Origin of the sequence: Rhodoligotrophos defluvii (assembly GCF_005281615.1) — a bacterium.
GTDB lineage: Bacteria > Pseudomonadota > Alphaproteobacteria > Rhizobiales > Im1 > Rhodoligotrophos > Rhodoligotrophos defluvii.
Map to the genome: position 1 here is coordinate 646,927 of NZ_SZZM01000001.1, position 26,600 is coordinate 673,526.

General features: G+C 63.9%; 25 protein-coding genes and 1 riboswitch. Of the genes, 15 read left to right on the plus strand and 10 right to left on the minus strand.

Annotation, left to right across the window (positions count from 1 at the left end; all coding sequences use genetic code 11):
• Nucleotides 1–2 precede the first annotated feature (2 nt).
• From era to E4P09_RS03145, 8 genes are all read left to right on the plus strand, one after another.
• Entirely contained in the window at nt 3–959 is a 957-nt protein-coding gene (era, locus tag E4P09_RS03110) for a GTPase Era (protein ID WP_428977684.1), read from the plus strand.
• A 21-nt stretch (nt 960–980) separates the two neighbouring features.
• On the plus strand, nt 981–1,721 hold the full coding sequence (recO, locus tag E4P09_RS03115) for a DNA repair protein RecO (protein ID WP_137388101.1): 741 nt from the start codon (nt 981–983) through the stop codon (nt 1,719–1,721).
• Nucleotides 1,722–1,844: 123 nt separating this feature from the next.
• A complete protein-coding gene (mce, locus tag E4P09_RS03120; protein ID WP_137388102.1) occupies nt 1,845–2,249 on the plus strand; it encodes a methylmalonyl-CoA epimerase in 405 nt (134 codons plus the stop codon).
• A gap of 21 nt (nt 2,250–2,270) precedes the next feature.
• A complete protein-coding gene (locus E4P09_RS03125; protein ID WP_137388103.1) occupies nt 2,271–2,549 on the plus strand; it encodes a DUF1467 family protein in 279 nt (92 codons plus the stop codon).
• Nucleotides 2,550–2,723: 174 nt separating this feature from the next.
• The gene (locus E4P09_RS03130) at nt 2,724–2,948 is read left to right on the plus strand and encodes a hypothetical protein (protein ID WP_137388104.1); all 225 of its coding nucleotides are present in this window, start codon (nt 2,724–2,726) and stop codon (nt 2,946–2,948) included.
• A gap of 589 nt (nt 2,949–3,537) precedes the next feature.
• The gene (gene proS, locus E4P09_RS03135) at nt 3,538–4,884 is read left to right on the plus strand and encodes a proline--tRNA ligase (RefSeq protein WP_137388105.1); all 1,347 of its coding nucleotides are present in this window, start codon (nt 3,538–3,540) and stop codon (nt 4,882–4,884) included.
• On the plus strand, nt 4,877–6,145 hold the full coding sequence (locus tag E4P09_RS03140; RefSeq protein ID WP_137388106.1) for a lipoprotein-releasing ABC transporter permease subunit: 1,269 nt from the start codon (nt 4,877–4,879) through the stop codon (nt 6,143–6,145). Before proS ends, E4P09_RS03140 begins: the two co-directional genes overlap by 8 nt.
• Nucleotides 6,138–6,845: an ABC transporter ATP-binding protein gene (locus tag E4P09_RS03145; protein WP_137388107.1), complete on the plus strand. Its 708-nt coding sequence runs from the start codon at nt 6,138–6,140 to the stop codon at nt 6,843–6,845. Before E4P09_RS03140 ends, E4P09_RS03145 begins: the two co-directional genes overlap by 8 nt.
• A 3-nt stretch (nt 6,846–6,848) precedes the next feature.
• Here E4P09_RS03145 and E4P09_RS03150 read toward each other — a convergent pair whose 3' ends face one another.
• On the minus strand, nt 6,849–7,541 hold the full coding sequence (locus E4P09_RS03150) for an NAD-binding protein (protein ID WP_170984203.1): 693 nt from the start codon (nt 7,539–7,541) through the stop codon (nt 6,849–6,851).
• Nucleotides 7,542–7,859: 318 nt separating this feature from the next.
• Here E4P09_RS03150 and E4P09_RS03155 point away from each other — a divergent pair, with 318 nt between their 5' ends.
• Nucleotides 7,860–8,330 (plus strand): GNAT family acetyltransferase, encoded by a 471-nt coding sequence (locus E4P09_RS03155; RefSeq protein WP_137388109.1) that lies wholly within the window; start codon nt 7,860–7,862, stop codon nt 8,328–8,330.
• A 48-nt stretch (nt 8,331–8,378) separates the two neighbouring features.
• Here E4P09_RS03155 and E4P09_RS03160 read toward each other — a convergent pair whose 3' ends face one another.
• The 6 genes from E4P09_RS03160 to E4P09_RS03185 all read right to left on the minus strand — a co-directional run bounded on the left by E4P09_RS03160 (nt 8,379) and on the right by E4P09_RS03185 (nt 14,525).
• On the minus strand, nt 8,379–8,909 hold the full coding sequence (locus E4P09_RS03160) for an SRPBCC family protein (protein WP_137388110.1): 531 nt from the start codon (nt 8,907–8,909) through the stop codon (nt 8,379–8,381).
• Nucleotides 8,910–9,084: 175 nt separating this feature from the next.
• Nucleotides 9,085–9,930, minus strand: coding sequence for an ABC transporter permease (locus tag E4P09_RS03165; RefSeq protein WP_137388111.1), 846 nt, complete (start codon nt 9,928–9,930; stop codon nt 9,085–9,087).
• Entirely contained in the window at nt 9,923–10,837 is a 915-nt protein-coding gene (locus E4P09_RS03170; RefSeq protein WP_137388112.1) for an ABC transporter permease, read from the minus strand. Before E4P09_RS03170 ends, E4P09_RS03165 begins: the two co-directional genes overlap by 8 nt.
• Nucleotides 10,834–11,913 carry an ABC transporter ATP-binding protein gene (locus E4P09_RS03175; RefSeq protein WP_338048995.1) on the minus strand — a complete coding sequence of 360 codons (1,080 nt, stop codon included), beginning with the start codon at nt 11,911–11,913 and terminating at the stop codon, nt 10,834–10,836. The genes E4P09_RS03170 and E4P09_RS03175 overlap by 4 nt, the downstream gene beginning before the upstream one ends.
• A 109-nt stretch (nt 11,914–12,022) precedes the next feature.
• Complete coding sequence (locus E4P09_RS03180; RefSeq protein WP_170984204.1) at nt 12,023–13,087, minus strand: ABC transporter substrate-binding protein; 1,065 nt, start codon at nt 13,085–13,087, stop codon at nt 12,023–12,025.
• 187 nt (nt 13,088–13,274) lie between these two features.
• Nucleotides 13,275–14,525 (minus strand): aminopeptidase, encoded by a 1,251-nt coding sequence (locus E4P09_RS03185; protein ID WP_137388115.1) that lies wholly within the window; start codon nt 14,523–14,525, stop codon nt 13,275–13,277.
• A 200-nt stretch (nt 14,526–14,725) separates the two neighbouring features.
• On the opposite strand from E4P09_RS03185, the gene E4P09_RS03190 reads away from it, so the two are divergent.
• Nucleotides 14,726–15,799, plus strand: a complete 1,074-nt coding sequence (locus tag E4P09_RS03190) for a helix-turn-helix domain-containing protein (protein WP_137388116.1) — start codon at nt 14,726–14,728, stop codon at nt 15,797–15,799.
• Between the two features lie 8 nt (nt 15,800–15,807).
• On the opposite strand, the gene E4P09_RS03195 is transcribed toward E4P09_RS03190, so the two are convergent.
• On the minus strand, nt 15,808–17,280 hold the full coding sequence (locus E4P09_RS03195) for an aldehyde dehydrogenase family protein (protein WP_137388117.1): 1,473 nt from the start codon (nt 17,278–17,280) through the stop codon (nt 15,808–15,810).
• Between the two features lie 527 nt (nt 17,281–17,807).
• A riboswitch (cobalamin riboswitch) is annotated at nt 17,808–18,007 on the plus strand.
• Between the two features lie 110 nt (nt 18,008–18,117).
• On the opposite strand from E4P09_RS03195, the gene E4P09_RS03200 reads away from it, so the two are divergent.
• From E4P09_RS03200 to E4P09_RS03220, 5 genes are read left to right on the plus strand one after another with little or no spacing between them, the layout of a single operon-like run.
• Nucleotides 18,118–20,115 (plus strand): TonB-dependent receptor plug domain-containing protein, encoded by a 1,998-nt coding sequence (locus tag E4P09_RS03200; RefSeq protein ID WP_137388118.1) that lies wholly within the window; start codon nt 18,118–18,120, stop codon nt 20,113–20,115.
• A complete protein-coding gene (locus tag E4P09_RS03205; RefSeq protein ID WP_137388119.1) occupies nt 20,115–20,954 on the plus strand; it encodes an ABC transporter substrate-binding protein in 840 nt (279 codons plus the stop codon). Before E4P09_RS03200 ends, E4P09_RS03205 begins: the two co-directional genes overlap by 1 nt.
• Nucleotides 20,951–21,973, plus strand: coding sequence for a FecCD family ABC transporter permease (locus E4P09_RS03210; protein ID WP_137388120.1), 1,023 nt, complete (start codon nt 20,951–20,953; stop codon nt 21,971–21,973). The genes E4P09_RS03205 and E4P09_RS03210 overlap by 4 nt, the downstream gene beginning before the upstream one ends.
• A complete protein-coding gene (locus E4P09_RS03215) occupies nt 21,970–22,767 on the plus strand; it encodes an ABC transporter ATP-binding protein (RefSeq protein ID WP_137388121.1) in 798 nt (265 codons plus the stop codon). Before E4P09_RS03210 ends, E4P09_RS03215 begins: the two co-directional genes overlap by 4 nt.
• The gene (locus tag E4P09_RS03220; protein WP_137388122.1) at nt 22,764–23,723 is read left to right on the plus strand and encodes a DUF6925 family protein; all 960 of its coding nucleotides are present in this window, start codon (nt 22,764–22,766) and stop codon (nt 23,721–23,723) included. Before E4P09_RS03215 ends, E4P09_RS03220 begins: the two co-directional genes overlap by 4 nt.
• A 100-nt stretch (nt 23,724–23,823) precedes the next feature.
• On the opposite strand, the gene E4P09_RS03225 is transcribed toward E4P09_RS03220, so the two are convergent.
• Both E4P09_RS03225 and E4P09_RS03230 read right to left on the minus strand, forming a co-directional pair.
• Nucleotides 23,824–25,455: a GMC oxidoreductase gene (locus E4P09_RS03225; RefSeq protein WP_137388123.1), complete on the minus strand. Its 1,632-nt coding sequence runs from the start codon at nt 25,453–25,455 to the stop codon at nt 23,824–23,826.
• Entirely contained in the window at nt 25,452–26,438 is a 987-nt protein-coding gene (locus E4P09_RS03230; protein ID WP_170984205.1) for an aldo/keto reductase, read from the minus strand. The genes E4P09_RS03225 and E4P09_RS03230 overlap by 4 nt, the downstream gene beginning before the upstream one ends.
• Between the last annotated feature and the right edge of the window lie 162 nt (nt 26,439–26,600).

Consider the following 26,600-nt stretch of genomic DNA (forward strand, 5'->3'; position numbering starts at 1 on the left):
CAATGGACGAGAGCACTGAGCAGCGAGAGCATGGAATGGACGCGACTGGAGAGGGCACCCGCTGCGGCTTCGTCGCGCTGATCGGTGCACCCAATGCCGGCAAGTCCACGCTGATCAACGCGCTGGTCGGCACCAAGGTCGCGATCGTCACGCCCAAGGTGCAAACCACACGTGCGCCGCTGCGGGGCATCGCCATGGTCGGCAAGAGCCAGATCATCCTGGTGGACACGCCGGGCATATTCGCGACCCGCCGCCTGTTGGACGAGGCCATGGTGGAAGCGGCCTGGGGCGGGGCTGCGGATGCGGACGTGGTCGTGTTCATCGTGGATGCGAGGCTCGGGCTGGACGATGAAGCGCAGATGGTGATCGAAGGGCTCGAGCGCGCAAAGCTTTCCGCGCATCTCGTGCTCAACAAGATCGACCTCGTTAAGCGTGACGCGCTGCTCGGGGTTGCCCAGGCGTTCAATGAGCGTTTTCCCTTCGGCCGCACCTTCATGATCTCCGCCCTGACCAGCGACGGCATCGATGCGCTGCGGACGTTCCTGGCCGAGGCGGTGCCGGAGGGCCCATGGCTCTATCCGGAAGATCAGGTGGCGGATGCGCCCCTGCGCCAGCTGGCGGCGGAGCTGACGCGCGAGCAGCTGTACCTCAAGCTGCACCAGGAGCTGCCCTATGCCTCCACGGTCGAGACGGAGGCCTGGACCGAGCAGTCGGACGGCTCGGTGCGCATCGACCAGGTGATCTATGTGGAGCGGGAGGGACAGAAGAAGATCGTGCTGGGCAAGGGCGGCGCCACCGTCAAGCAGATCGGCCAAGCGGCGCGACGCGAGATCGGCGCGTTTCTCGACCGGCGCGTCCACCTGTTCCTGTTCGTCAAGGTGCGGGAGAAATGGAGCCAGGATCCGGAGCGGCTGCGGATGATGGGGCTGGACATGCCGGGCAAGGCGGGCAGGCGCTGACGGCCTGGCGCAGGTGAACCGATGCATTGGCGCGAGGAAGGGGTCATCCTCAGTGTTCGCCGCCATGGAGAGAACGGGGCGATCGTCGAACTGTTCACGCGGGAGCACGGCCGCTATCTCGGCCTGGTGCACGGGGCGCGGTCGCGGCTGAAGCGGCCGGTTCTCCAGCCGGGCAATGTGGTGGATGCGACATGGCGGGCCCGGCTGTCCGAGCAGCTGGGCACGCTGGCGGTGGAGCCGGTGAGCCTCAAGGCTGGCGCGTTCATGGAGGATGCGGCGGCGCTGGACGCGCTCCTGAGCATGGTGGCGCTGACCCAGCTGGTGCCGGAGCGGGAGGCCCATCCGCGGCTCTATGACGCCTCCCGCTATCTGCTCGAGGTGCTGGACGACCCCGCCCTGTGGCCGCCGCTGATGGTGCGGTGGGAACTCGGCCTGCTGCAGGAGCTGGGCTTTGGCCTTGATCTCACCCGCTGCGCCGGCGGCGGACCGGACACCAATCTCGCCTTCGTATCGCCGCGGTCGGGCCGGGCGGTGAGCGCCGAGATGGGCGGCCCTTACGCGAACCGCATGCTGCGGCTGCCGGGCTTTCTGCGGCCCGGCGGCAGCGCGGACTATGCCCTGCGGGACATAACGGACGGTTTCGCCTTGACCGGCTACTTCCTCGCCCGGCACATCCTCGCGCCACGCGGCATGGCCATGCCGCAAGCGCGCCTGCGCATGGTGTCGCGGTGGAGCGGCGGCGAGCAAGAGCCCGGCGTCTAGGCTCCACTCTGGCACGGCCACCCGTGGCGCTGCCACCCGTGACGCGGCAACGGTGGTTATTGCGTTCGGGCCACGTCACGCGTAGGCAATCGCGAAGGAACATTCTGCTTGGGAGCGTAAGGGATGCTGGGTCGCCTCAACCATGTTGCCATCGCCGTGCCGGATCTCAACGCGGCCATTGCCGTCTATCGCGATACCCTGGGCGCCAAGGTGTCGGCGCCGCAGGACGAGCCGGAGCACGGGGTGAGGGTGGTGTTCGTCGAGCTGCCCAACACCAAGGTGGAGCTGCTTGGGGTGCTGGGCGAGAATTCACCCATTGCCGGCTTTCTCGAGCGCAACCCGCAAGGGGGCATCCATCACATCTGCTACGAGGTGGAAGACATTCTCGCCGCCCGCGACCAGCTGAAGGCGCAGGGCGCGCGGGTGCTGGGCAGCGGCGAGCCCAAGATCGGCGCCCATGGCAAGCCGGTGCTGTTCCTGCATCCCAAGGACTTCCTCGGCACCCTGGTGGAGCTGGAGCAGGCCTAGTCCCGGCAGGTTGGAAACGGCATGAGCCTGACGAGCAGTCTCGCGATCTATTTCATCCTCTGGTGGGTGGTGCTCTTTGCGGTGTTGCCCTTCGGCAATTATTCGCCTCACGAGCTCGACGAGACGCCCGGGCCGGGCGAAGCCCCGAGCGCGCCAAAGGATCCGCGGCTCGGGCGCAAATTCGTCATCACGACCGTCGTCTCGGGCGCGATCTTCGCGCTGGTCTACACGCTGTTCAGCGCCGGCGTGATCGCGCTCGACAATCTGCCGTTCTTCGACGTGCTCAAGCCCTATTCTTGAGGCGATGGCAGCGGGTGGCCGGCTGCGGCCAAAACGCTGCCTCTCGATTTGAAACCATCCCCTGCAGCGCCTGTTGAGGTGGTGAGGTCGTGACAATTTGCTTTGCAAAGCTTGGCCCGCGCACATCGCGGGACGCGTCACCCTCACTTACCGTAACACAGCAAGGAGGCCATCATGGCTAACGAGAACAGGCAAGGTACGGGCCGACACGGCCATAAGGACACGCAGGAGCCCTGGCCGCACCGCCAGGACCAGTCGCAGCAGCAGGCCCAGTCGGAACGCCGGCAGGACGGATCCGACGACAGCTCGCTCAAGGCGCGGGAGTATCGGGACGAACAGGGCAACGTTCATCACCACACGAAGACTTACATGGAACAGCACCGGGGTAAGGACAGATAAGGGGTAAGACAGCCAAGCTTTTCCCGGCCTGCCTACCGGCAGGCCGGGGGCCCAGAGCTCTCGATCATTTGAACAGAAAGAACTCGGCCGCCGCCGCTGCTCATCGCGATGGAACCATTGTTGAACGGTCGCCAAAAAACAAAAAACAAGGCATTTGCCTTGTTTTGAGTTGAGCTTGGTCCTGTTGCACTCCTGAGAGACGCCTCGCCAGAGCTTTATGACGCGGGCTTGAATACCCTTATTTGCGTCTTTGGACCACTCCTCCCCAGACTTGGACCTTCAGGGACCGCTAACCTCGCCCCTCTTAACCCGACATGCCACTTGGTTCTTCGTGTTATAGCGGCAGACTAGAACAAGCGAAGCGGCCTGTCATCTGAAATCTTGGCGTTGTTGTGGCAAGCTGCACGAGTTCAGAGCAGGATGCTGCTATTGCGTCAATAATGCTGTCCTATTGTGCGCCGCAACTTGGTTGGCCACTGAGGCCTTTGTTTCCGCACAAGTTTCGCATAGAAGAGGGCGTCTTGAGCGCGGCATAACCCGGTTCGGCCCGCTCCGGACGCGCCATCATCCTGCAAAATGGACCTTGCACATGCGCCTCAGCCGATTTTTTCTGCCAATCCTCCGCGACGACCCCAAGGAGGCGGAAATCGTCTCGCACCGGCTGATGCTGCGGACGGGGATGATTCGGCAGGAGAGTGCCGGCATCTATTCATGGCTGCCGATGGGCTTCCGGGTGCTGAAGCGGATCGAGCAGATCGTGCGGGAGGAGCAGAACCGCTCGGGCGCGCTCGAGGTGCTGATGCCAACGATCCAGCCCGCCGAGCTGTGGCGGCGCAGCGGCCGCTATGACGACTACGGCCTGGAGATGCTGCGCATAAAGGATAGGCATGAGCGCGAGATGCTCTATGGGCCGACCAACGAGGAGATGATCACCGACATCTTCCGGCAGGGCGTGCAGTCGTACAAGGATCTGCCGCGCAATCTCTACCATATCCAGTGGAAGTTCCGGGACGAGATCCGCCCGCGGTTCGGCGTGATGCGGGGGCGCGAGTTCCTCATGAAGGACGCCTATTCCTTCGACATCTCGGTGGAAGGCGCGCGTCACTCCTACAACAAGATGTTCATCGCCTATCTCAAGACCTTCGCGCGAATGGGACTCACGGCCATTCCCATGCGCGCCGATACCGGTCCGATCGGCGGAGACCTCAGCCACGAGTTCCTGATCCTGGCACCCACCGGCGAGAGCGCGGTGTTCTTCGACCGCGGCTATCTCGACCTCGACTGGACGGCGACGGAAGTGGATTTCGACGATGTGGAGGGCCTGAGGCACCGCATCGAGGATTTCACCAAGCTTTATGCCGCAACCGACGAGATCCACGACGAGAAGGAGTTCGATGCGCGCGTGCCCAAGGACCGCCAAGTCACCGGACGGGGCATCGAGGTGGGGCACATCTTCTTCTTCGGCACCAAATATTCGAAGCCGCTGGGCTGCCATGTACAGGGTCCGGACGGCAGCAAGGTCGACGTGCAGAGCGGGTCCTACGGCATCGGGGTGTCGCGGCTGGTGGGCGCCATCATCGAGGCGAGCCATGACGAGACCGGCATCATCTGGCCGGAGCCGGTGGCGCCGTTCCAGGTCGGGCTCATCAATGTCAAGCAGAGCGACGGCACGAGCGATGCCGCCTGCGACAAGATCTATGGCGCGCTGCAGGCGAAGGGCGTCGAGGTGCTCTATCACGATCTCGACGAGCGCCCGGGCGGCAAGTTCGCCACCATGGACCTGATCGGCCTCCCGTGGCAGATCATCGTTGGTCCGCGTGGGCTCGCCAGCGGCCTGGTCGAGGTGAAGAACCGAAAGACCGGTGCGCGCGAGGAAGTAAGCCCCGAGGACGCCATCGCCCGCTTCAAGCGGATCGAATCCGGCTGGCATGGCTGACGGTCGCGGCACCATGCCCTTTGCCGGCTTCGAGTGGGGCATCGCCTCGCGCTACCTGCGCGCGCGCCGGCGGGAGGGCTTCATCTCGGTCATCGCCGGGTTCTCGTTCCTCGGCATCATGCTGGGCGTTGCGACCCTGATCATCGTGATGGCCGTGATGAACGGCTTCCGGACCGAGCTGATGGACCGCATCCTCGGGTTCAACGGCCATATCACCGCCTTTGGTATCCAGGGGCCGATCGAGGACTACGACCGGCTGGCACAGAAGATCGCCGCCGTGCCCGGCGTCACCCGGGTGGTGCCCTATGTGGAAGGCCAGGTGCTGGTCTCATCGCGAAGGACGTCGGGCGGAGCGCTGGTGCGCGGCATGCGCGAGGCGGATCTCGCGACCATGGGGGACATCGCGGGCGATCGGCTGCGGGGCACGCTTGACGGCTTCGACCAGGGGGAAGGCGTCGCCATCGGCCAGGGAATGGCGCTCACGCACAATATCGGCCTGGGCGACCATATCAACATCCTCTCGCCGAAGGGGCCAGTGACGCCGTTCGGGGTAACGCCGCGCATCCGCTCGTTCGAGGTGGTCGCCGTTTTCCAGATCGGCATGTCGGACTACGACAATTCGGTAGTCTTCATGCCGCTGGCGGCGGCCCAGGAGTTCTTCGCCGAGGAAGGCGGGGTTACCGCCCTGCAGATCATGGTCGATGATCCCGATCAGGTCCGCCGCTACATTGCGGCGCTGCAGCCGCTGGCAGGCCCGGGCATCGAGTTCGTGTCCTGGCAGACGACCAACCGCGTGTTCTATGACACGCTGATCGTCGAGCGGAACGTAATGTTCCTGATCCTGACGCTGATCATTCTGGTGGCGGCGCTGAACATCATCTCCGGCCTGATCATGCTGGTGAAGGACAAGGGGGCGGACATCGCCATCCTGCGCACCATGGGCGCGACGCGCGGCACCATCATGCGGGTGTTCTTCATCACCGGCGCCGCGATCGGGGTGGTCGGCACCCTGGCGGGCCTCGTGCTCGGGGTGCTGGTGTGCTGGAACATCGAGGCGATCCGCCAGGGCCTCAGCGCCTTGCTCGGCGTCCAGATCTTTCCCTCCGAGATCTACTATCTGAGCCAGTTGCCAGCGAAGATGGAGGTGCACGAGACCGTGCTGGTCGCGGTCATGTCGCTGGTCCTGGCCTTCCTTGCGACGCTCTATCCATCATGGCGGGCAGCGCGGCTCGATCCGGTGGAGGCGCTGCGGTATGAGTGAGGCGGCGCGCGCGCCCGGCCCGGTTCTGGTGTTGCGTGACATCCATCGCAGCTTTCGCCAGGGCAGTCAGCAGCTCGACGTGCTGACCGGCACGAGCGTGACCATTCACGCCGGAGAGATCGTCGCGCTGGTCGGCCCGTCGGGCGCCGGCAAATCGACGCTCCTGCATATCGCCGGGTTGTTGGAGCAGCCGGATGCCGGCACAGTCTTGATCGCCGGCCGCGACATGGGCCAGGCGGGCGATGGCGAGCGCACCCGGGTGCGGCGCGAGGCGGTGGGGTTCGTCTATCAGTCTCACCGGCTGCTGCCGGAATTCTCGGCACTGGAAAACGTGGCGATGCCGCAGCGGCTGGCGGGCGCCGGCCGGCGGCAGGCACTGGCGCGGGCCAAGGAGCTCTTGCACCCGCTAGGTCTCGGAGGGCGGCTCAGCCATCTCCCCGCGGAGCTGTCGGGCGGCGAACAGCAGCGGGTGGCGATTGCGCGGGCACTGGCCAACCGGCCGCTCCTGCTGCTGGCGGACGAGCCGACCGGCAATCTCGATCCGCGCACGGCGCAGAGCGTGCATCAGCAACTGATCGAGCTGGTGCGCGGCCAGGGTCTCGCCGCGCTCATCGCCACCCATAATCTGGAGCTTGCCGCGGGCATGGACCGCATCGTGCGCCTCGACAACGGAAGGCTGGTGGAGGAGCTACGGGACTGAGCCTCACACCGGCTTGGCGTCCACGCCCGAAGATGGGGCCGCCTCTGTTGCGGCCTCAGGCGCTTTCCTAGGCTGATGGTAGTCCTCGGGAGGTTCATCGAGCACCGCGTTCGCGGCTTGGCGCATGTCCTCGGTGGGCTGATCATCGCTGGTGAGGGGCCCCCGACCAGCTCCCCCGCTGTCGGTGGACAGGACGAAATTCACCATGGCGTCGGCAATCTCGCGCTCGCCCATGATGACCCGGTCCGCCCCGTAGGACTGCAGATGCTCGGTTTCAGCGTCCGTATGGGAGCGGGCGACCACATGCAGGGCCGGGTTGGCCTCCTTGGCTTGCGCGATGATCTGGCTTGCCTCGAAGGAATGCGGAATGGCGACGATCAGCCATTTTGCGCGCGCGAGGTTCGCCGCTTTGATGAGATCGGAAGCGGCGGCGTTGCCGCTGATCGCCTCGATGCCGCGGTTACGCAAGGCAGTGACCGGCTCGTCACGCTCCTCGATCACAAGCAGGGGCGTTCCCCGCGCCAGCAGGGCCTCGCCGATGATCGAGCCGACCCGGCCATATCCGATCAGCACGGCATGATCCTCAAGCGATGTGGTCGGCAGCTCTCCGGTGGCCGGCCTTTCGACGGGCTCTGCCGCAGTGGCCGGCGCGGGCCCTGCCGTCGCGGCCGGCGCGCTCGTCTCCGGCGCGGCCATGCGCCGGCCGCGGCGTGCCTCCAGGCGNGAGCCAACGCGCGGTATCCCAACGAGACGGCGCCGTCGCAGCATTGCGCGCGGTAGAGGCCGACCAGCCCGCCTGGGAACGTCGACTTTGCGAACGCGTTCCCCACTAGAGCATTTTCGAGCGAAGTGGGTACCGGTTCGCGTAAGGAAGATGCGACTGACCAAGAACTTGAGACGCGGCTCCGCGATTCGGAGAAGAGCAGAAACGCCCTAGTCTGACGGGTTATCCCCTGGGCTTCGAGGCTCGGCATACTGGAGGGCTGTTGCACAGTCGGTGACGTGATGGAGACGATGGGCAAGCTCTACGAAAAGGCCGCCTTGGCCTATTTCCTTTTCGCCACCATCACGCTTCTGCTTTCCGCTTTCCTCCTGGTGAGCTTTGCCGTTTGGGAAGTCGTCGGCAGTGTCTTTTCGCGCGACATGGACATAGTCGACCGCGTCCGCAGCACCCTCGATGGTATTGGACTGATGATTATCGGGTTTGCCGTGGTGGAGACGGCCACCTTCATTGCCGAGGAGGAAGTATTGCGCAAGCGTGAGCTGCGCTCCCCGCGTGAATCGCGGCGCTCGATCACCAAGTTCATCACCATCATCGTCATCGCCGCGAGCCTGGAGGCGCTGGTGATGATCTTCAAGACCAGCCGCGAGGAGATTCCTGCGGTGCTCTACCCGGCCGCTCTCTTCGCGTCCGCGATGCTGGCGCTCGTGGCGCTCGGCATCTACCAGTGGCTCTCCAAGAGTACCGAACGTGAGGGTGGCTAGCGCCCCGTATCTATGCGGTATGGTGCGCGTGAGCGCATCACGCTGACATCATGCGCCTTGCGAGGCTGCCCGCCTGCTGACCAGCTCACGCAATCTCGGCCGCGTGGCTGTCTGCAGCACCCTGAAATTCTCTTCTTGTTGCTTGCGAAATGCGTCGAGTTCTGCCTCGTCACGATAAGGCACGAGGAATTCATAGTAGAGATGAGAGCAGAACCGTGTGCGCTCGCCTAGATCGTGAAGTCTGAAATCGATGATCCCGAAGCGATCGATCTCATGGGTGCCCTTCTCGATGAAGGTCTTCCACACGACCCTGTTCGGCGGATCAAGCTTGATGGTGCGAGCATAATAGGGAGGAAACACAAATCCATCTTCCGCCTTTACCAGGGAGACGACCTCCCCTTCCTTGCCAGGCGTGCCGGAGACGTGCCTGACCTCGGCATAGTTCTGCCACGACGGATAATTGAGGATGTGGAGCCACACATCACGTATGGGACCATCGAGCACCATCTCATTGTCGATGACGAGGTAGACCGGGGCAATCGCGCGGTCGTTGAGATCGGCTGCGCTGTCGGAAGTCATCAAGGCGGCACTCTCCTAAAGGTTGGTACTTCCCGGCGGCGTGGGCTGCCACGCCCGTTCGTAGATGGCGATATTAGACCCGGAGGGAATGCGATAGCTTGCCCGCTCGTCAGCCGTTTTTGCCTTTCTGTCCGCGCGCCGCGGCACCCGGTCGGGTGTTGACGGGCAGCTCCTGTCACGTCCGGGAGGTGAATTGCCGCCGAGCGAGTTGTCCAAATCCCATGAGGCCGATCGTGACCACGATGAAGATCGTGGAGACGGCGGCGATGATTGGGGAAAGGTTGAAATCGATATCCTCGAACAGCTTGCGGGTGACGGTCTTGTTTTCCGCACCCGAGATGAAGAACGCGACGATCGTCTCATCGAACGACGCAAGGAACGCAAACACAGCGCCGGCCAGTATCGCCGGCAGAACCAGAGGCGCGGTCACCTCGAGGAATGCGCGCATCCGCGAGGCCCCCAGGTTCAATGCCGCCATTTCGAGGGAGAAATCGAGGCGGGACAGCGCAGCGGAGACGATCACCACGACATAGGGCACGGCCAAGGCTGTATGGATCAAGACAAAGCCCGTCGTCGTGCCGATGAGTTTCAGCGGGGCGAACTGCAGATAGACGGCGATTGCTACGATGATATGCGGCACGATCAGCGGGGCCAGGAGCAGCGCATTGATGAACTCGCGACCAGGCACGTTGCCTCTGACCAGGGCGACCGCCGCGCATGTGCCGATGAGCACGGAGCAGACCGTCGTCATGCTCGCAATCCGCAGGGAGAACAATGTCGCACTGATCCACCCGGGATCTGCGAAATATGCCTTGTACCAGACCAATGAAAATCCTTCGGGCGGAAAGCGAAGATAGGCCGTTTCGCTGAACGACATCAGAATGACGAGCAAGGTCGGCAGCGCCAGAAAGACCAGGATCAGCGCACAGAGCAATCCGAAGGCCCACGTGGTCACCGCTGCGAAAGCCCCATGAGGCAGGGCCTTGCCTTTATAGCGGGTTCCAACAGCGAATTCAGTCATAGGTCACCATCCGTTCGATGCCGAGCAGTCGTCGGAAGACGACGGTTATGCCAACCGACAGCACGAGAAGGACGAAGGAAACGGCGCCCGCAAACGGCCAGTTGAGAAATTCGGTGGCCTGCTGAGAAATGAGGGTCGCGATCATGAGCGTTCGCGGCCCGCCCACCAGCGCCGGCGTGATGAAGGTTCCGAGCGCCAGAACGAACACCAGCAGGCAACCTGCAAACACCCCCGGCAAGCTGAGCGGCAATGTGACGGACAAGAAGGTCCTCGACCGGCTGGCACCAAGGTTGAGTGCAGCTTTGGTGAGGTCGGGCGAGATGTTTCGAAGCGTCGAGAAGATCGGGAGGATCATGAACGGCAGCAGCACATGGCTCATCGCCACCAGCACGGCGCCCTCCGTATAAAGCAGGGTGAGCGGGCTATCCACGAGGCCAATCCGCAGCAGCCAGTCATTGATGATGCCCCGGCGTTGCAGAAGAACGATCCACGCATAGGAACGGACCAAGACGCTAGTCCAAAGGGGCACGAAAACGCAGACGGCGACGATGATGGCCAGGAGGCCGCGCGCGCGTGTCATCAACAACGCGATTGGATATCCCAGTAGCAGGGTGATCGCCGTCGCCACCACGGCGATCCAGATGGTCCGTAGAATGATGCGGACATAAAGCGGCTCGTCCAGCAGCCTGAGATAGTGTTCGGCCGTCCAAGTTGGCACGGAGATGCTCTGGAACAGGAGTTTGGCGATCGGAAGGAAGAAGGCCCAGCCCAGCAGCACGGCCAGTGGGAGAAGGAGAAGCAATGAGGTCGAGACGGGCAAGCTGCCACGTAGCGAGAGGCTCCTGGCCGTCGATGCCGGAGCCGGCCTGGCGGCTGGCGCGGAAAGCGTCTCCGATGCGTCTGTCATTTGCCCGCACCCGGATAGGCAAACGCATCGCCCGCCGACCAGCCGACGGTAACGGCATCGCCGGGCCTGAGCCCAGAAAGGTGCGACTGCGCGCTTATGCTGGCCCGCACGGTCGGGCCATGATCAAGCTTGATGAGTATGGCCATGGTGGCGCCGTTGAAGACGAGTTGGCTGACCTCGCCAGCAAGTCCTGAGCATTGGCTCTGCTGCTGTCCCGCCGTCACGGCTAGCCGTTCTGGGCGGATGGCCACGCGAACGGGATCGCCGGGCGGTAGCGATGTGCCCGCCGGCGTGCAGGCGGAGATTATATTGCCGCCGATACTGACATCGCAGTGCTCTATTCTGACACGCTCCACCGTCCCGGGTAAAAAGTTCATCTCGCCCAAGAAATCGGCGACGAAAGCATTTGCCGGATGATTGTAGAGGTCTGTGGGCCGTCCGAGTTGCAGCAGCTTCCCGTGATCGAGGACCGCGATGCGGTCCGACATGGTCAGCGCTTCCTCCTGGTCGTGCGTGACATAGATGACAGTTGCGCCCAGCCGCTGCTGAAGCTGCTTGATTTCGAGCTGAAGGTGCTGCCGGAGCTTCTTGTCCAGCGCCCCCAGCGGCTCGTCCATCAGGATCACGGGAGGATCGAAGACGATCGCCCGTGCAAGCGCAACCCGCTGCTGCTGGCCACCGGAGAGCTGGCTTGGCATGCGCCCCTCGTAGCCGGACAGCCGCACCATATCGAGCGCCTGCCGAACCTTTGCTTCGCGATCCGCTTTGTTCACCCCGCGCATCCGTAGCGGGAACACGATGTTGTCGGCGACGGTCTTATGCGGAAATAGCGCGTATTTCTGAAAGACCATGCCGATGTTCCGCTTGTTGGGCGGGACGTTCGTCAAATCTTGCTCGCCGACCACCAGGCGCCCTTTCGTAGGCGCTTCGAAACCCGCGAGCATCATCAGCAAAGTCGTTTTGCCGGAGCCCGATGGCCCAAGAAGCGACAGGAACTCGCTCGCGGCGACCTCGAGGGTAACATCGTCAACAGCGAGGACATTGCCGTACGCCCGGGAGACGCCTTGGATCGACACGTCCAAGCCTTGGATCCTGCCGGGCGGCGCTACTGGACTCCGCATCAACAATTGGCTCCCCTTTCTTTATTGCAGGTTCAGTGGCGCGTCCCAGTCTATGCCGGCGCCATTACTGTGAAAACCAATTGTTCCACTTGTCCGTGATCATCTCTTTGTTTTCGACGACCCATGGATGATCCCCGACCTCCAGCATCTTGCGCCAGTTCGATTCTGTTGTCGGCAGCAACGATCGTTCTTTTTCGCTGAGCAGATCGAGGGTTTTCTCATTTGGCGACGTAACGCCGAAATTGAGCTGCTGCATAAGGGCGAGATGGGCGTCCGGTCGCCCCAGGAAGAAGTTCAGGAACGACATGGCAGCATCCTCGTTCGGCGCGCCGCGCACAACCGACCACGATGCGGTGCCCCTCATGCCTTGGTTATACTCGACCGCCACGGGCACGCCTTCCAGCTGCAAGGGCACGGTTCGCGTCAGCCAGCCCAGCGCCATCTCGCCTTCTTTATTGCGGAGTGCCTGCTGCAGCTGGTCGCCCGTGCGCCACCACACGCTCACATGCGGCCTGATCTCGTCGAGCTTTCGGAAGGCCCGATCGAAATCGAACGGAAACAGCTTCTCGGGCGGAACGCCGTCTGCAAGCAGTGCCGCGGCAATCACTTCAAACGGCTGCCCTGTATTCGACAGCATCCGGCTTCCAGGGAACTTCGCCGTATCGAAGAACTCGGCCCAATTCGACGGGCCCCGGCCTTCGGGAAACGCATCCGTTCGATACGCTATGGACGAGCCGCCGATCCCGCGCAGCACGCCGTAGTCGGAACAGGCCCCAGGCACACCCTGCGAAGCCGCGTTCGGGATTTTCCCGCAATCGAGCTTGACGAGCAGGTTCTTGTTTATGAGGGCATCGGCGCCGATTGTCTGAATGACGTCCCATTCGACTTGGCCGGCGGACGCCATGGCTTTCAAGCGAGCCCATTGCTCGGTGTTGCTCGCAGCCACCGAGCGAATGCGAATTCCCGTCGCTTTGGTAAACGGGTCATAGAAGTGCTTGCGCAATGCCTCTTCCATTGCCCCGCCTGACGTGACTATGGTCAAATCCTCAGCCTTCGCCCGCCCGAACGGGCAGGCCGCAACAGCTAGGGCAAAAGCACTCGCCAGAATGACGGCACGCTTCATTGTCATTGTGATACCTCCCTCCGCATTGAATATATCCCCGTGTTGTTGGCCGACCGTGGTCGAGCTTTGGTTCGGCGGCACCGGGTGATTGCTGATCGGCACCTTAGTCTCTCGCATCAAACCTCGCTTGTTCCGCCGTCAAGCTGATTTGACTAGGCGTTCGCGAGACTTGGGGGCGCAGGCATCTCCCGGATCAGCACCACTCGCCACCGCGCATGACCGGAACGGAGCTGCCATCGCTCCTGATGCCGTCCACATCCACCTTGTCGGAGCCGATCATCCAATCGACATGGATCTTGCTCATGTTCCCGCCGCGCTTGGCCAGATCCTGGCGGCTCGCAGCCGCGGCATCGTGAAAACAACGAGAATAGCACTGGCCGAGGGCGATATGGCTCGCGGCGTTCTCATCGAACAGCGTCTTGTGGAAGAGAATCTTGCTCTGCGAGATCGGCGATGAATGCGGCACGAGCGCGACCTCTCCAAGCCTGCGAGCGCCCTCGTCGGCATCGAGAAGCCTGGCAAAGACGGCATGGCCTTCACGCGCGTCGGCGGCCACGATCTGGCCGCGTTCGAAAGTCACCGCGATGTCGCTGATGAGGGTCCCGTTGTAGTTCAACGGCATGGTCGACCGGACGATGCCGTCCACCCGGTTAGCGTGGGGTGCGGTGAAAACCTCCTCGGTCGGGATGTTGCCCATGAACGGAATGCCGTTGCGCGCCAGGAAGGCGCCGCCGACCCACCGATGCCCCTCCGCAAGCCCCACCCTGAGGTCGGTCCCGGGCCCGGTGAAATGGAGGGCGCTGAAGTCCTGCGCGTCGAGCCAGGTGCATCGGTCCCGTAGCTTCCCGTTCTCTACGGTCCAGGCGTCAATCGGATCGGGCCGGTCAACCCGGCTTGCCGCGAAGATCGCCTCCGCGAGCTTTGCCACTGCGTCGTGCTCGGGCAGATCGGGGAATATGGATTTGGCCCAGCGCGTGCTGGGATAGGAGATGATGGTGTAGTTCATTTCGCCGCCGGTGACCCTGTCGAGCGCCGGCTTGTAGGCGATTGAATTGGCCTCGTTTGCTCGGGCGACCTTCAGCGGGTCTTCGTTCACCAGCAGCAATGGATCGTCGCAGTAGATCGACAGGCGCGCCGCGTTGTCGCCATAGGCTTTCGCCATCCCGGCATAGAGCCATTCCGGCGCTCCATCGAACGCGACATCGGTTCCGAATCTAAAGCGGGCGAGCGTTAGTTCCTCGTCCGAAAGCACCGGCTGAACATACCTTGCGCCAGCGGCGTAGGCTTGCTCGACCAGACGCTTCACCAAAGGTAGGGCGCTGAGCGGTGATGTGACGATGAGATCCTGGCCGGGCCGGAGCTGCACGCCGATCCGGATCGCCACGTCGGCGAGCCGGTCCAACTTGACCGGATCAACGGCGGGATGTGCTGAATAGGGGTCCAAGGGAAGGCTCCTCTGATCGGTTGGGCACGCTGCCTCGCCGCCCGCTGACGGCCGGACGACTGCACTCGAGTCTACGGTAAACCGCCGACATGTGGTCAACTTGTTGCTTCGTCAGCCAGATTTGCCTTGGCGTTCAGCCGCGGCGGTGCGGCTGAGCTGCAGGCGCAGCGCGTTTGACTATTCTCGGGGGCGGCGACAAGATGCGGGATAACGCACATGGGCCGGCGGTCAAGCACCGGCTGGCGGAGGTTGAAATGCAAGCTGCGCCACTGGACTATGCCAACTATCTCGACCCGAGCACCTTCAGCGCGCGCTTCGGACAGAATTTCGAAGCGGACACGGCGCTCTATGACAACCCGCTCGGCATACGCATCAAGTGGAGGGATGCGAGCCATAGCGGCGTTCAGGAAATGGTGCAGTTGGCGGATGGCGCATTCCTGCTCACGAGCGTGGCGCAGCAGGGCAGCGCATACCATCGCCAGCGATCGGCGAAAGGCAGCGACTGGATTCATATCCAGTTTCGGGTGCAGGGCGGTGGCTACGACGAATTGCTCGGCGGCGAGGTGCTCGACATTCCCGAGCGCACCTGTATCGTCTCGCGCTACCCTGAGGACTCGGTCATCGGCCACTTCATGAAGAATGCCGACTCCGCGCGCATGGCCTGCCTCCTCATGCGGCCCAGCGCGCTCACCAGCTTGCTCGAGATATGGACGTCTCAAGTCGAGCCCGGACTGCAGTGGCTTGCCGATCCGGGCCAGCTCCAAGCGCAAAATCGGCAACTCCAATTGAGCCCGGCCATGTGCTTCGCGGTCGATGAAGTGATCAACTGCTCCATAGATGGCCCAGTCCGCCGGGCCTTCATGCGTGGGAAATCCCTCGAGTTGCTCTCCATGGTGCTTCATCAGCTTTCCCGGCCACATGATGGTCCGGGACGACCGCAGGCCCGCCTCTCGCCGGGGGACATGAAGCGCGTCGAGATGGCGCGAAAGATCATGGAAGACGATCTCGATTCAAGCATTCCCCTCGCCGATCTTGCCCGCCGCGTGGGTCTCAACAGAACCAAGCTCGCTTTGGCCTTCAAGCAGGTATACGGCACATCCGTGCAGGCGTGCTGGCGCGACTTGAAGCTCGACCATGCGCGGGAGCTTCTCGTCTGCAACGGCTTGTCGGTCACCGAGGTCGCCTTCCGCGTCGGCTATTCGGAAGTGTCCTCGTTCACCCGCGCCTATTTCCGCAAGTTCGGTGTTCTGCCTAAGGAATGCAGGCGGCACTGAACCCTGATCTATTGATGGTTGAACCAGACCAGATGCTGACGCTGGTAGGCCATCAGGCCGGGCATGCCGCCCCTGATCCCTATACCCGATAATCCGTAGGCCTCACTCGTATATGCGGCACCAGGGCCTGGACCGAACGGCGGATTGGCGTTCACCACCACCGCGCCCGCACGAATGCCCTTGCCGAGCGAGAAGCCTGTCGCGAGGCTCGCCGTCCATACATAGGCCGACAGGCCGTAATCAGTGCTGTTGGCAAGCCGAATGGCGTGATCGACATCCGTGAAGCTCATCACGGAGAGCACGGGCCCGAAGATCTCTTCTCTGGCGATCCGACTGTCGCTGCTCACCTTACGGAATACAGTGGGCTCCAAGTAATAGCCGCCCGTTGCCTCCTGGAGCCGCTTGCCTCCATAGATCAGCTCGGCTCCTTCCCTGTTTCCCGAATCGATATAGGAAAGCACGCGGTTCAGTTGCCGCTCGCTGACCAGTGGACCAAGATCGGTCGCGTTATCGAGAGGATCGCCAACCACCAGGTCGCGCAGCTTCTGGACCACCGCCTCCACAAACGCCGCCTCGATCGACCGCTGCACGAGCAGGCGCGAGCCGGCGCTGCACCATTGACCTTGGTTTACGGTGATCCCGGTTGCCACCGCGGCCGCCGCTGCATCCAGATCCACACCATCGTCGAACACGATCTGGGGCGATTTTCCGCCGCATTCGGCGATGACCGGCTTCATGTTCGACTGGCCGGAATACTGAAGCATCAGCTTGCCGACATCGCTCGATCCCATGAAAACGACCATGTCGACATCGCCATGCAGCGCGAGGCCCTTGCCCGTGGTCTGGCCGGCCCCGGGAACAACGTTCACGGCGCCGGGCGGAATCCCGGCCTCGCAGGCAAGGTCGGCCAGCATCAGCGCGGCCTGCGACGACAGTTCCGACGGCTTCAGCACGATCGAGTTTCCCGCCGCCAGGGCCGGAGCGATCTTCATCGCCGCGTTGTAAGTCGGAAAATTCCAGGGCGTGATCGCCGCGACGACCCCGCGCGGCACGCCCTTCCTGATCACCGTGGAATGGCGGTCGCTGGAGAGAACATCGCCCTTGGCCTTGTCGATGGTCTCTGCGTAGAAGCGCACGAGGCTGCTGGCTTTCATCGCGTTGAACGCCTTGAGGCGCAAGGGCTTTCCCATCTCGACGGCATCGAGCTGATCCAGCGTTTCGGCATTTCTCTCGACCAGATCGGCCCATTTGTGCAGGAGCTTCTTTCGGCCTTCAGGCTCCATTCCCCACCAAGCCCCCGATTCGAAAATGCGCCGCGCGGACTGCACAGCGGCATTGACGTCAGCCTCGCTTCCAATGGGCAGATCGAAAAGCTGCCGTCCGTTCGCCGGATTGATGACCGCTAAAACCTGGTCCGAGGTGGATGGAACTGGCCGGCCGTCGATGCGCAGCGCAACGTCGGGAAGCTTTTGAATAGCCATTGTCGATCCTCTCTCGCTTTGCAGACAGCCATGTTAGGCAGAGAGGTGCGCGACAACTTGCCCGCTCGTCAGTGACTTTTGATCTTCCGTTCTGGGCCGAGCCCGAAGAACAGGCCGAGATCGACGCCTCGGCAGGGACCCCGTTTTGAGTGCGGCCAGCGGGTGAACACTGGCCGCACAGATTTCACTTCTTCTTGGAGGCCGAGGCGGCCTTTGCACTTTTTGACATCGCTTTCGGCTTCGATGTCTTGTCTGAGGCTTTCTTGCTCGTCTTCTCGTGCTTAGTTTCCTTCGACATGCAGCATGTCTCCCATTTCCAAAGGAGTGAGCGATCTATTGTACAATCGGGATAGTCAACGAGAAGTAACACTGGCAGGGCGGTGGAAGATTTGCGAGACCCTCCCGCGCGCATGGGTGCATCTGCTCCGATCCTCTCGCCGTCGCTGCCTCGAACAGGACAGCGGCTTAGCCTCGGCTGCGCGAGTCCGCCAACCAACGAGTTGCCCGTTGACACGACTCATGAACGTCCGCATTGTTGCCGCGACGGCGCCTCATAGAGGCTTAATAGGGAACGCGGTGCGGGATGGATATCCCAACGCCGCGACTGCCCCCGCAACTGTAAGCGGCGAGTTTTCCGCCATAGGCCACTGGGACCAACGGGTCCTGGGAAGGCGGCGGACGACAGCGACCCGCAAGTCAGGAGACCTGCCGTCAGCCGTGGTCACACGCGATCACATCGGGCGGGGTGTCTCGATGGGACTGTCCTCTCTTCCATTCGGGCAGAGGACACCTCGATCGCGGTGACGTGCCACAAGGCCGAGCGCCGCCCGAGGGTTCATGTTCGTTCTGATTGTCCGCAAGGATTTCGCGCCGGAATCCGGCCCTTCCGCTCCCGTTCCCACGACGAAGCAGTCCATCCTGGTGGCGGCCCTTGCGCTGGCCGTCGGCCTCGAGGCTGCGGCGGCGCAGGATGCCGATCTCGACGATGGCGGCAATCTCGACCTGCCGGAGATCTCGGTGACCGCGAACTTGGTCGAGACGCCGCTTTCCCAGGTGGGCAGCGCCGTCACGGTCATCACCGGGGAAGAGCTGCGCGAACAGCAGATCAAATTCGTATCGGAAGCTCTGCGCCAAGTGCCTGGCCTGGCCGTCAGCCGCACGGGGCCGCTCGGCCAGCTCACGCAGGTGCGCATCAGGGGTTCCGAAGGCAACCAGACCAAGGTCTTCATCGATGGCATCCCCGTCAACGACCCGGCCGCCGGCTCGGAGTTCGATTTCGCCCATCTGCTCGCGGACGATATCGAGCGCATAGAGGTGCTGCGCGGGCCGCAAAGCGCGCTGTACGGCTCGGATGCCGTCGGCGGTGTGATCAACGTCGTCACCCGTCGCGGCGAAGGCCGGACCCGCGCCGCTGCACGCGTCGAGGGCGGCTCGTTCGGCACGCTTAACGGCAATGCGTCGGTGAGCGGCGGAACCGACCGCTACAACTTCATCGCCAGCGCCAGCGGCTTTCAGACCGAGGGCATTTCCGTCGCGAGCACGCGCCTCGGCAACAAGGAGAAGGACGGCTACGGCAACGGCACGGTATTCGCCAAGGCCGGCTACAATCTCACCGACACCTTCGACCTCTCGGCCGTGGTGCGCTACACGACAAGTCGCAGCGACCTCGACGCCGAGACGTTCTATCCCCAGTATGGCCACACCGGCCCCGTAGACGCATTGCAGGATGTGAAGGGGGAGCAATTCTTCACCCGCGCCCAGGCGCGTCTCCTGCTGCTCGACGGCCACTGGGAGCAGATCGCGGGCTTCGCCTACACCGATCAGGACCGCACCTATCGCGACCTCGATCCGCGCATGGTCACCAGCACCTATGACGGCGAGCGCGCCCGCTTCGACTACCAATCGACTTTCTTCTTCGACACGCCGCAGTTCCTGGATGCAAGCCACGCCGCGACCTTTGCCGTCGAGCATGACGAGGACAAGGCGATCTCGAAAAACGTGTGGTCCAGCTTCGAGAAGTCGATCGGCACGACCGGCTTTGTCGGGCAATACCAGGTGAGCCTTTTCGAGGATCTGTCGCTCACCGGAAGCATCCGCCGCGACGACAACGAGCTGTTCAAGGACTCGACCACCTATCGTGCGACCGCCGCCTACTTCCTGAAGGAGAGCGGCACCAAGCTCCGCGGCTCCTACGGCACGGGCGTCAAGAACCCCACCCTGTTCGAGCTCTACGGCTACACCAACAATTACAGGGGCAATCCGAACCTGAAGCCGGAACGCGGCGAGGGCTGGGATATCGGCATCGATCAGCAGATCTTCGGCGGGGGCATTCTCGACATCACCTATTTCAGCCAGCGCATCACCGATCTCATCACCGGCGCCGGCCAGACCTCCATCAATTTACCTGGCAGCTCGAAGATCGATGGCGTCGAGCTTGGACTGAGCGTCAGCCCTATCACCAATCTCACCCTGCGTGCGTCCTACACCTACATGAACGGAGAAGACGCCGATGGCCGGACGCTGGTGCGGCGGCCGAAGAACTTGGCCAGCATCGACGTGAGTTACATTTTGCTGGACGACAGAGCCCAGCTCAATCTCAGCGTAGACTATGTCAGCAAGCAGAAGGATTGGGTCTACAGCGCCGATTACAACGAACGCTATATAGTCGACCTCAACGCCTATACGCTGGTCAACCTCGCAGCCTCCTATCAGATCAACGACGGCCTGCAACTCTATGGCCGCCTGGAAAACATCCTCGACGAGAAGTATTACGAAGTCTGGGGCTACGGCACCTTGGGTTTCGGCGGCTATGCCGGCGTGAGGCTGACCTTCTGATGGCAAGCCACGCGCGAAACCTGCTCATCGCCCTGCTGCTCGCCTGGTCGGCTTCGGGCAGCCTGGCCGCACCGCAGCGTATCGTCTCCTTGAACCTGTGTGCCGACGAGCTGGTGCTCCGGCTCGCGGATCCCGCACAGATCGCGTCGGTGACATGGCTGTCGCAGGATCCCGCCAACGCCAATCTGGCCGCGCTGGCCTCACGCTATCCGGCCAATCGCGGCTTGAGCGAGGAAGTGATCGCCCTCGCGCCAGACCTGGTCATTGCCGGCCGCTATACGACGCGCGCCACCGTCGACCAGTTGAAGCGGGTTGTCATCGAGGTGCTCGAGCTTGATGTTCCCGCAAGCTTCGAGCAAACGGAGCAGCAGATCCTCGAGCTTGGCGACACGCTCGGCCACCTCCCGCGGGCGGAGGCCCTCATTGCCCGAATGCGTGCTCGTCTTGCGTCGCTGGACACCGCGCGGCAACACAGGCCGACCGCGATCGTCTATCAGCCGAACGGCTTCACGGCGGGCAAAGGCTCTCTCATCGATACGCTGCTCGCGCGCGCCGGCTTCCGTAACCTCGCAGCGGAAAACGGTCTTGACAATTACGGCGCCGTTCCCCTCGAGCTGCTGGTTGCATTCCGGCCCGACGTCTTGATCCTGAACGCTGAGCCGACGGCCCCAGCGCTTGCCTATGAAGTGCTCCGGCACCCGGTGCTGAAGGCGCTGCCCCACACTCAAGTCGTTAGCGTCCCGCCACGGCTGTGGACGTGCGCCGGACCCGAGATGGTGGAAGCGGTCGCGCTTCTCGCGCGGGCCGCGGAGCAGATCGCGGCGAGGGCAACGCCATGACGGTTTTCCTCCGGGCGTTAGGCGACGAGATCGCCTATCCCTTGCTCGTCAGCAGCCTTATCGCAGCTTCCTTCGCTGCGTCCATCGCCTCGCTCTCGATCGGCTATGCGCCTTTCAACCTGGCCAGCGCCATGGTCGACTGGATGGCCGGCCGGGAAAGCCTCGCCGCGCTCGTGCTCATCGAGCTGAGAGTGCCTCGTGCTCTGCTCGGCCTGCTCGTGGGGTATACTCTGGGGCTCGCCGGCGCGGTCATGCAGGGCTTCCTGCGCAACCCGCTGGCCGAGCCTGGTATCATCGGCGTTTCGGGTGCCGCGGCGCTCGGTGCGGTCGTCATCTTCTATTCCGGCCTGGCACATTTGACATCGCTGCTCCTGCCGCTGGGCGGCGTCGCCGGGGCGGCCATCGCCGGGGTGATCCTGTTCGGCCTTGCCGGCCGCGGAGCAGGCACGACCACGCTGATCCTGGCCGGCATCGCCATCAACAGCCTGGCGGGCGCGCTGATCTCCCTCGCGCTCAACCTGTCCGCGACCCCTTATGCCGCAATTGAAATCATGTTCTGGCTGATGGGCTCGCTGGCCGATCGCAGTCTCGACCACATCGCGCTCGTACTGCCCCCCATGGTAACCGGCTGGGCACTGCTTCTCTGGACAGGCCGTGCGCTCGACGCGTTGAGCCTGGGCGAGCTGACCGCATCGAGCCTCGGCTTCAAGCTGGAGAGGGTCCGCGGCGCGGTTGTCGGCGGGACAGCGCTCTGCGTCGGCAGCGCCGTCGCGGTGAGCGGTGCCGTCGGCTTTGTCGGTCTTGTCGTGCCGCATCTGATCCGCCCGTTCGTCGGTCATCGGCCGGGCCGGCTGCTGATGGCCAGCGGCTTCGCCGGCGCGGTGCTGACGACATCGGCGGACATTGCGGTCAGGCTCATTGCCACCCAGCCGGAGCTGAAGCTCGGGGTGGTCACGGCCATTGTCGGCGCACCCTTCCTGTTCGCGCTCCTTTACCGCCTCAGGAGCGAGCGGCCATGAAGATCGAGGCCAAGGCTGTCGGCGTCCGGCTTGGCAGCCGCCAAATACTGAGCGACGTCGACCTGGCCGTCTCGCCTGGAGAGATGATCGGGCTGGTGGGGCCCAATGGTGCAGGCAAGTCTACCCTGCTGGCGGTGTTGGCCGGCCTGTGCGCACCCGATAGCGGCCGGGTGATCTTCGACGGATGCGACGCCAATAGCATCGGCCCCCGCCAGCTGGCCCGACGCTTGAGCTTTCTCGCTCAATCCGCGTCGATCGAGTGGCGGCTCAATGTGGAGCAGGTGGTCGCCCTGGGGCGCCTCCCCCACCGCGGCTTGTGGGGACCGCAGGATCCAGCCTCCGACGCGCGGGCGATCGCCGCTGCCATGCGCATGACGGAGGTTGAGACCCTCGCCAAGCGCCCGCTCAACGCTCTGTCGGGCGGAGAGCGCATGCGGGTGCTGCTTGCCCGCGCATTGGCAGTGGAAGGCGAGGTCCTGCTGGCGGACGAGCCCATCGCAGGGCTCGACCCCTACCACCAGCTTCGGGCCATGGAGCTGCTGGCCGCGGCGGCATCTGCCGGCACGGCCGTGGTGGTTGTGCTGCATGAGCTGACCCTGGCGGCGAGATTTTGCCGACGGCTGGTGCTCATGAGCCAGGGCCGGCTTGTCGCCGACGGCACGCCCGAAGCGGTGCTCAGCCCGGGGTTGCTGGAGGCCGTCTATTCCGTCTTGCCGCTGGTCGGAACGCAGGATGGCGAACGCTTCATCCTGCCCTGGCGGCGAAACCCATCCATGCACGGAGATTCCGCATGAGCAACGAGACCCTGCAGTTCATTCGCCGGATGATTGCCGACCAGAAGGCCGGCTGGAGTCTCGGCACTTTCGGCGCCATCGCCGAATTCACGCGCGACGAAGGGGAGGCAGTCGCGTTCGGACAGGACGGCTTGTCGGCCGCAACCTCGCGAGGCGCCATCAGGATCGCCCATGATGCGGATATTCGGATATTCGCCTACGAGGCCCCCGCCAAGGATCCCGCAAGCTGGCACCAGGCGGTGGCGCTCTGCTTGCCCAAGGCAAACAGCTTGATGAGCCATCGGCGCGTGGTCACGGAGCTCGGGCCGGACGAAGAGGCCGTTCGTGAGATGGATAGGGGCGCAATTCTGTTCGATATCGGCCTGGGCACGCCGACCGTGGATGTGTGCGTGCGCTCTATGGATCCGGCGGTGATAGCCCGGCTGCGGGAGGCGGTGGGAACGTCCATTTTCGACCCGGACAATACGTTGATGCGCGACATGCCTGCGCTTTCGCCGCACCGGGTGTTCGCAACCAGGCTCGGCCGCGCGGAAATCATGCAGCCAGTCCCGGCTGCCCATGAGAAAAGCCCGGAAGGACCGCACACCCACGTTCTACCGCAACTCCTCAGCCAAGGCCGCACCCACAGCGCCAATGAACCGATCCCGTTTGGATGGGTGCCCTGCGCCTATATCTACCCGCAGCATCCGCTCAAGGATCCGCTCGGGCGGGATATCCCTTTCGACCCGGCAGCCTTGGAGGCGTTCCGCGACGTCCTGAGTGACTACGGTGACCCCGAGCTTGCGGCTCTCAAAACCGAGATCGAGGAGCTTGTCTGGAGCGGCGCAAGCCCCGAAGCGCTGCCGAAACTGACGAAGCGGTCACACCGGGCGACCTTGCGCGTGACCTTGCGACAATTGAAATGCCAAGCGGAAGGGGACACCGGAGCTCTCGACCTTTGGAGAGAGTATTTCTAGTTAGAGGCCATTAAACCTGGCACGCAATCGCGCCGAAGCAAATTTGCCGTTCGGCCACGAGCTGGCCAAGGGCGGGGGTCATTCGCACCGTCCCGCGCGATCAAGCCCGCCTCCAGTGAGCGGCGAACCGAACGGCCAATGCAATGGCGGTGAGCGTCGGGTTGGCCTGGCCGGAGGTGGGCAGCACCGCCGAGCCGATCGCGTAGAGATTTGCACAATCGAAACATTTGAGGTCAGCATCGACGATGGCCTCGCGGCGATTGGCGCCCATGCGCGCCGTGCCGATCTGGTGCGTGCCATGTGCTGCCAGGGCGAGGATCGCATCGACCGTTTCCTCCCGCGGCTGCCGGTATGTCAGCGAGCCGAAGCCGGTGCGGCCAAGCCAGCGGCCAAGCTCGTCATGGGCCCGGGCCAGGGCTTCCGCGTTGTCGCGGCTGAAACGCAGATCGATGCGCAGGCGCGGCAGGCCGAGCCGGTCCGTTTCATATCCCAGTTCCACCCGGCTTTCGGCCTGGGGGAAGTGCTCGGCGTGGTAGGAAAGGCCGTAGCGGCGGGCGGAATTGCGGATGAAGAATCCCGGCAGCCGCATCGGGCTCGCATAGCGGCGGTAGAGGAAGGAGGGGACGAACACGGCGGCCGCGGGCAAGCCGCGCACTACGTTCAGAAGGTGCGGCCAGCGGTCGAGATCATCGGGCACGTGGCGCTTGCGGATGGCCTCCGCCACCAGCCGGCGGCCGAGCGGGCCGACGGACAGGGCCAGCATGACGGCGGACAGGACGGCGCTGCCGTGGCGGGGATCGGCGCTGGGCGGTACCACCGGCCAGAACGAGACATTGGGCAGCTGCGCCGATCGCTGCAAGCCGTCGGATGGAACGAAACGCCGGCGCGCATAGGAGCCGTGGCCGTCGAGGTAGAAGTCATAGGCCTGGTCGAGCGCGTCCGTCGCGAACTGGATGTCGGCCACCTCGCCGATCACGTGACCCATATAGTAGCGGCCGAGCGGGCCATCCCGCCCGCCGAAGCGCTCGGGCTGCTGCCGCTGGGCGGCCAGCAGCAGCCGGGTGGTTTCGAGCCCGCCGCAGGCCAAGGCGACTGCCGAGACGGGAATATCGTGCCGGCTGCCGTCGAGCCTGCTCACGGTCAGCGCGGTGATGCGGTCATCGCTCCCGAAGACGAAGCCGGTCACGGTCGCGTTGAGGCGCACATCGATGAGCGGATTTCCGGCGAGCGCGCGCATATGGGTGAGCTGAAACGCCGGCTTGTTGCTGAACCGCTCCAGCCGCGTGTAGTCGAACGCATCATCCTGCGAGGCCACACCCGGGATCGGATCTCGGAAGACAGGGGCGCCGCACTGCGCATAGCCGCAAGCGGCCGCGTAATGGGGCGCCAGGTCTTCGAGCGTGATCGGCCAGCGGACATCACCCGCCCAGGGCCGACGCTCGAAATCGATTGCATCAAAGGGCTGGCAGCGCCCGGCCCACAGGTTCGACGTGCCACCGAAGCGGCGCGCGACGGCGATGCGCATGTCGTCGTGCCGGGATGGCTCGGCAATCTCCGCCGCCGACAGCTCGGTGGTGCTCGTGTCAGGCTGTTGGCCGCCGGATTCGAGCAGAAGCACGCTCCGGCCAAGCCGGGCCATTTCCAGGGCCAGTGTGATGCCGACTGGGCCCGAGCCGACGATGCACAGGTCGTGGCGTGCTTCGTCGAGGCCCTCCAGGTGATCGAGGATCATGCGGGCACGAGGCCGGGCGCCGGTGTGGCGGTGAGTGATTTGGCGAGATCGAGCGCCTGGCGAGAGGCAGGTCGTGAGGCCCGCGCGATGTTGAACCGGCGGTGCCGCTCGGAAAACATTGAGGTGAGCACGACCCCTTGCGGGTTGGCGGCCAAGGCGCGGTCCAGGAGCAGGGCGCCGGCGGCGTCCGGCAAAGGCCCGGCATAGCCGGCCTCCGCCAGCTGACGCTGTGCCTGCGGGTCTTGCGCCAGCCGCTGAACCAGCCGCTCCAGCGCGCCGTCCACCCCGAACACCGAATGGGTCACGGTGGCGATGGGACGTCTCGCGGCTCGGGCTATCTGAGGCACCGCGTCGATGTCGAGACCATCGGCACATTGGGCGAAGCTGAAGGGGCCGGGTTGCGCCGCACCTGCGAGACAGGCCCGCAAGCTCCCCGCAACCGAGACGTGACGCGCCTTGCCGGCACGCACCACCTCTTCCAGCGCCCGCAGCACGTCCTCGCGCGTGACATCGGCCGGGTCGGGATCGTGCAGGGCAAAGACGTCCACGTAATCGGTGCCGAGGCGGGTGAGCGACTGATCGAGCGACGCCTTGATCGTGCTGCCATCCAACGGCACCTTGCGATAGCGCGTGGCCGGCAGCGCGCGAAAGCCACGCCGCAGCGCCTTGAGCTTGCCGGCCACAGGGCGGGCCGCGGCATAGACCATTTTCATGAGCTGATTGCGCTCGGGATGGGTCAGGCCCACTTTGGTACAGACCTGAACCTGCTGGCGACGCTCTCTGAGGAAGGCGCCGACCGCCAGTTCCGCCTCTCCCGCGCCGTAGGGAGGCGCCACGTCATACCAGGTCACGCCAGCATCAAACGCTGCTTCGAGGCTTCGCAGCCCCTGCGCGCGCGATATGCGCGAGCCCAGGGAAGCGCAGCCGAAGCCGATGACCGAGGTTTCGATCTCCGTGCCGGGAAGTTTTACTTGCCTCACCATTAACGCTGCCCTCGTTCTTCGGCCGTGCCGGGACGTGTTGCTTCGTTCCATTTTGAACCAGGGAACCCTTTCCGGTCCCAAGTTCGTCCTTGCTGACGCGACGGTGCCAGGGATACCGTGCCGGCCAGCAAGCATCGAGCATGTGGGTAGCGAACGGCGTGC